This is a genomic window from Mycobacterium sp. E3305, from assembly GCF_001666785.1.
Taxonomy (GTDB): domain Bacteria; phylum Actinomycetota; class Actinomycetes; order Mycobacteriales; family Mycobacteriaceae; genus Mycobacterium.
The window spans coordinates 1-4,979 of the sequence record NZ_LZJA01000098.1 but is presented as its reverse complement, the minus strand read 5'-3'; the positions used below and the strand labels follow the sequence as shown (position 1 = coordinate 4,979).

General features: G+C 71.7%; 2 protein-coding genes. Both read right to left on the bottom strand.

Going from position 1 to position 4,979, the window contains the following annotated elements:
* The coding region (locus A5701_RS09745; RefSeq protein WP_197504952.1) for a polyketide synthase at nt 1–462 on the bottom strand (462 nt) is incomplete at its 3' end.
* The coding region (locus A5701_RS09740) for an SDR family NAD(P)-dependent oxidoreductase (protein WP_067751827.1) at nt 462–4,979 on the bottom strand (4,518 nt) is incomplete at its 5' end. The genes A5701_RS09745 and A5701_RS09740, both read right to left, overlap by 1 nt.

The following is a 4,979-nucleotide window of genomic DNA, read 5'->3' as shown; positions in this document are numbered from 1 at the left end:
CAGCGCGGCGGTTCGGCTGCCGCTCAACGAATCCGGGGGCAGGCCGGCATGTTCGAGCGCTTCCCAGGCGACCTCGAGGAGCATGCGCTGCTGGGGGTCCATCGCGACCGCTTCGCGGGGGGTGATGCCGAAGAAGTCGGCGTCGAATCCGGAGACGTCGTCGACGAAGCCGCCCCATTTCGTCGTCATCCGGCCCGGCGCCTGGGGGTCGGGGTCGTAGAACTCGTCGGCGTCCCACCGGTCCGCCGGTACCTCGCCGACGGCGTCGCGGCCGTCGACTAGGAGTTGCCAGAAGCTCTCCGGCCCGGCGACGGCGCCGGGCAACCGGCAACCGATGCCCACCACCGCCACCGGTTCGGCGATGTCGGTCGGGAACGCCGTTCCCGCGCGGACAAGCTCACGTGCCAGGACCTCGCGCGCCTTCGGCGACATCTGCGCTGCGCGTTCGGCAATGCTCGTCATTACTCACTGCCCCCCGTTGCGGTTTCCAACTCGCTTGCCGCCACCAGATCGGACAGCAATTCCATCTCCTCGTCCGACAGGGCGGTGTCCCCGTCGGGCGGTTCGTCGCCGTCGGTGAGCGGCGCGTAACCCAGCCGCTCACACAGCGCGCCGGCGAGGTCGGTGATCGTCGGGTACGCCCACACAAGGGCGGCCGGCAGCGTTGTGCCCAGGCTGGATTCGAGCCGGTTGCGCAGTTCGAGGGCCATCAGCGAGTCGAGGCCGAGCGACTGCATGGGGCGGCCCGGGTCGATCGGCTCGGTCGAGCGCAGCACTGCCCGGATCTCGTCGGCGATCGCGGTGGCGAGGCGGGCGGGGCGCTCGGCGGCGTCCAAGGCGTCCAGTTCGGTGCGGATGGCGCCGCCGCCGTGCCGCTCGCCCGTCGCGTCGTGCAGGTTGGCGAACAACGACGACCCGGCCGCGGCGGGGAAGGATTGGAACCACTGCCGGGCGTCGAGACTGAACACGCCGGTGCGGGCCCGGTCGGCCGACAACGCCAGCTGCATGGCCTCGAGCCCCTGCTCGACCGTGATCATCGCGACGCCGAGGTCGGCGAAGAATTGGGCGCGGCCCACCTCCGACCATGGGCCCCAGTTGATTCCGACCGCGGGCAGTCCGGCCGCGCGCCGGTGGGCGACCAGGCCGTCGACCCACGAGTTGGCGGCGGCGTAGGCGCCCTGGCCCGGCGCGCCCAGCAGCGAGGCCACCGACGAGAACACCAGCCACCAGTCGAGGTCCAGGTGGGCGGTGGCCCGATGCAGCAACCAGCCGCCCGCGACCTTCGGGGTGAATACGCGCCGGGCGGCCGACTCCGACATGTTCAACACGATCTCGTCGTCGAGGACCATGGCGCTGTGCAGGATTCCGGCCGGCCGGAAGCCGGCGTCCTCGACCGCGCGCACCAGCCGCTCGGCCGTGCCCGGCTCGGCGATGTCGCCGGTAACCACCTCGATGCGGCCGCCCGCGGCGTTGAGCTCCGTGATGGTGGCGGCCACCTCGCCGGTGGGGCCCGAACGTCCGTTCAGCACAACCAGTCCCGCGCCGCGCTCGACCAGCCAGCGCGCGACGACGAAGCCGAGGCCACCCATGCCGCCGACGATGATGTAGCCGCCGTCCGGGCTGACCAGGGGCTGCGGTGGCGGTGCGGCGATCGCGGCGAGGCGGCCGCCGGCCGGGATCGAGACGACGATCTTGCCGGTGTGCCGCCCGGAGGCCATCAGCGCGAAGGCGTCGCCGGCGTCCTGCAGGCCGAACTCGGTGACCGGGAGCACCTGCAGGCGGCCCTCCGCCACATGCCGCAGGATGTCCGCGAGCATGCGGCGGTAGCGTGCAGGTTGCAGTTTGAGGTTCAGGTCCAGGTCGACCACGGCGAACGACGCGCTCTTCGCCAGGGCCGCCAGCCCCAGCCCGGCGTCGGCGTGCACGTCCTTCTTGCCCAGCTCGATGAACCGGCCGCCCGGGGCGAGCAGCTTGACACCGCGGTGAATCGCTTCGCCCGGAAGGGAATTGAGGATGACGTCCACCCCGTAGCCGTCGGTGAGGTCGCGGATCTCGTCGGCGAAATCGACGCTGCGGGAATCGCCGGCGTACTCGACCCCAAGGCTCCGCAGCATTTCGCGTTTGGCGTCCGAGCCGGCCGTCGTGTAGATCCGGGCGCCGAGCATCCGGGCGATCGAAACGGCGGCCAGTCCTACGCCGCCGGTGGCGGAGTGGATGAGCACGCGTTCGCCGGGGGCCAGCCGCCCGACCTCGCACAGGGAATGCCAGGCGGTCAGGTAGGCGATGCCGAACGCGGCCGCCTCGCCGTCGGGCAGCGCGTCGGGGACGGGCGCGACGAGGTCGGCCAGGGTGGTCATGTGGGAAGCGAAAGTGCCGGGGCCGAAAGCGATCACGCGCTGGCCGATTTCGACGGAGTCGACGTCGGGGCCGACGGCGGTGACCAGGCCGACGCACTCGCCACCGACGACGGGCGGCGCCCCGTCGAGCCCGGGGTAGACGCCCATCGCCTTGAGCACGTCGCTGAAGTTGAGGCCCGCGGCGACGACGCGGACTTCCACCTGGCCGCACCCGGGTGGAATCCGCTTGACGGCGTGGAGGTTCAGGGCGTCCAGCCGTCCGGGTTGATCGGTCTCCAGCCGGACAGCTTCCCCGCGGTCCAGGTCCACGACGGTGCGGCGCGGCTGGGGGGCGAGGTCACCGGTCGCCGTGGTGGGCGCGGGCACCACCCGGTTGACGTATCGGTGCGAGTCGCGCAGCGCGATCTCGTCGTGGTCGGACCCGGCGAGCAGCTCCGCGGCCAGGTCGGCGACCGAGGCGATGCCGTCGGCGTCGGTGTCGATCAGGGTCGGCTTGAGTTCCGGGTGCTCGAAGGTCAGCACCCTGGTGATGCCGCGAAGTTGCGTCTGCGCCAATGTGACCCGATCGGCGGGACCGAGCTGTTGGGCGCCGCGGGTGACGATGTACAGCCGCGGGCTGTTCCGGGCGCCCATCCTGGTCACCGTCTTCGCGATGTCGGCGACCAGCAGCGTGCGCGCCTGCGCCAGGGCGAGTTGGGCGCGGTCCGCGAGCGACTCGTCGACGGCCCGTGCCGGACAGACCACGGCGATGGCATCCCACGGGGTTCGGGTGATCGCCGCGCGCAGCCCCGCAGGGTCGGCCGGGGAAACCATGTCGACCTCGGCCGCACCGTCGCTCAGCGCCGACCGCAGCGCGGGGAGCAGCGGGTCTGCGTCGTCCTCGTCTCCGATCAGCAGGACGCCGGCGAGCGTGCCGGCCGGTTTGTCCAGTGGGGTGAGCTCCCACTCCAGCGCGAACAGCCGGTTCCCGAGTTCCGTTGTGCCCCGGCCCGATCGAAGCACCGCCATCTCCACCTCGTCGACGACGAGCAGCGGTCGTCCGTCCCGATCCGTCAGGACGACGTGGCCCACCAGCCGGTCGGGGTCGCCGGTGGTGGTCAGTGAGCCGAACGAGCGCACGCCGTCTGCCACGTTGCCGTAGACGTGGACACCCGCGAAACGCGCTGGCAGCACGATGATTTCGCCGGCGTTCTGGCCGCCGGCCAGGTCGATCGCGGCCCGGGTGGCCCCGAGCGCCTGGACGGCGATGTCCATCATGACCGGATGCAACACGACGTTGCGCGATCCGGTCCTGGCCGACGCGGGCAGGCGCACGTCCGCGCGGGCCGCTCCCGACGGGGTGACGGTGAGGCCCACGATCCCGCGGAAGGCCGGGCCGTGCTGTTGTCCGGCGCCGCGCAGCCGCTCATACAGCTCGTCGGGGTCGAGCTCCGTCACGCCGGGTTCGTCGGCCGGCAGCGACGGCAGCGCGCGTTCGGTTTCGCGGGTGAGGGTGGCGGTGGCGTGTTTGACCCATCCCGAAGCGGCGTTGTGCGTGCGCATTTCGACGCGACAGGTCTGCTCGTCGCCGGCGAGCGTCGTCACCAGCGCGGTGCCGTCGCCCACGTGCAGCAGGTGGTCCAGGCTGAGGTCGCGGATCATCCAGGGTTCGTGCTCGGGGCCGCCGAAGGCGTCCGTCGCCGCGGCCAGCGCGATGTCGGCGTAGGCCGAACCCGGCAGGACGCAGAGATCGTCGATGACGTGATCACCGAGCCACAGCAGGTCGGGGCCGAGCTCGCATTCCCAGATCCGGGTGCCGGTAGTGGGGTCGGTCACGCCGGCCCCGAGCAGCGGGTGGGTGTTCGGGGCGTGGTGGCCGGCGGTGGTGGGGGAGATCCAGTGCCGGGTGTGCTGCCACGGCGTTTTCGGTAGCGGGGGGTGCGGTCCCGGGGGATGCGGCGTATGGGGCGGGCGCGTGACGTGGGCGGTGTTGAGGTTGGTGTGGAAGGTCAGGGTGTCGTGGGCATCGCGCTGCAGGGTGCCGATGCTCAGGTAGCCGTCGCGGTCGGCGAGGGTTTCGCTGATGGCGTGGGTCAGCAAGGGGTGCGCGCTGACTTCGATGAAGGTGTGGTGCTCGGCCGCCGCGGCTTCGATCGCCTGCTGGAAGCGGACCGGGTTGCGCATGTTGGTGGCCCAGTGGTCGGCGTCGAAGGCCGGCCGGCTGTTCAGGTCCGCGTAGGTGGTGGAGATGATCGGGATGGTCGGTGGGCGCGGGGACAGATCGGCGAGTTGCGCGCGCATCAGTGGCTGCAGCGGGTCCATCGCCGGGTTGTGCGGCGCCACTTCGATATTGACCCGGCCGGCGAAGTGGTTCTGCGCGCGGACCGTGTTGATGAGGTCGTCGATCGCCTGGGTCGGTCCGGCGATGACGGTCTGGCGCGGCGAGCCGTAGATCGCCAACGTCACCTGCGGGTGGTCGGCGATCAGCGCCTCGGTCGCGGCGGCGTCGAGCTCGAGCGCGGCCATGGTGCCCTGCCCGGACAGCGGGGCCATCAACCGCGATCGTGTCGCGGTCACCCGCAATCCCTGGGCGGGCGTGAGCGCACCGGCCACCACGGCGGCGGCGACTTCGCCCATGGAGTG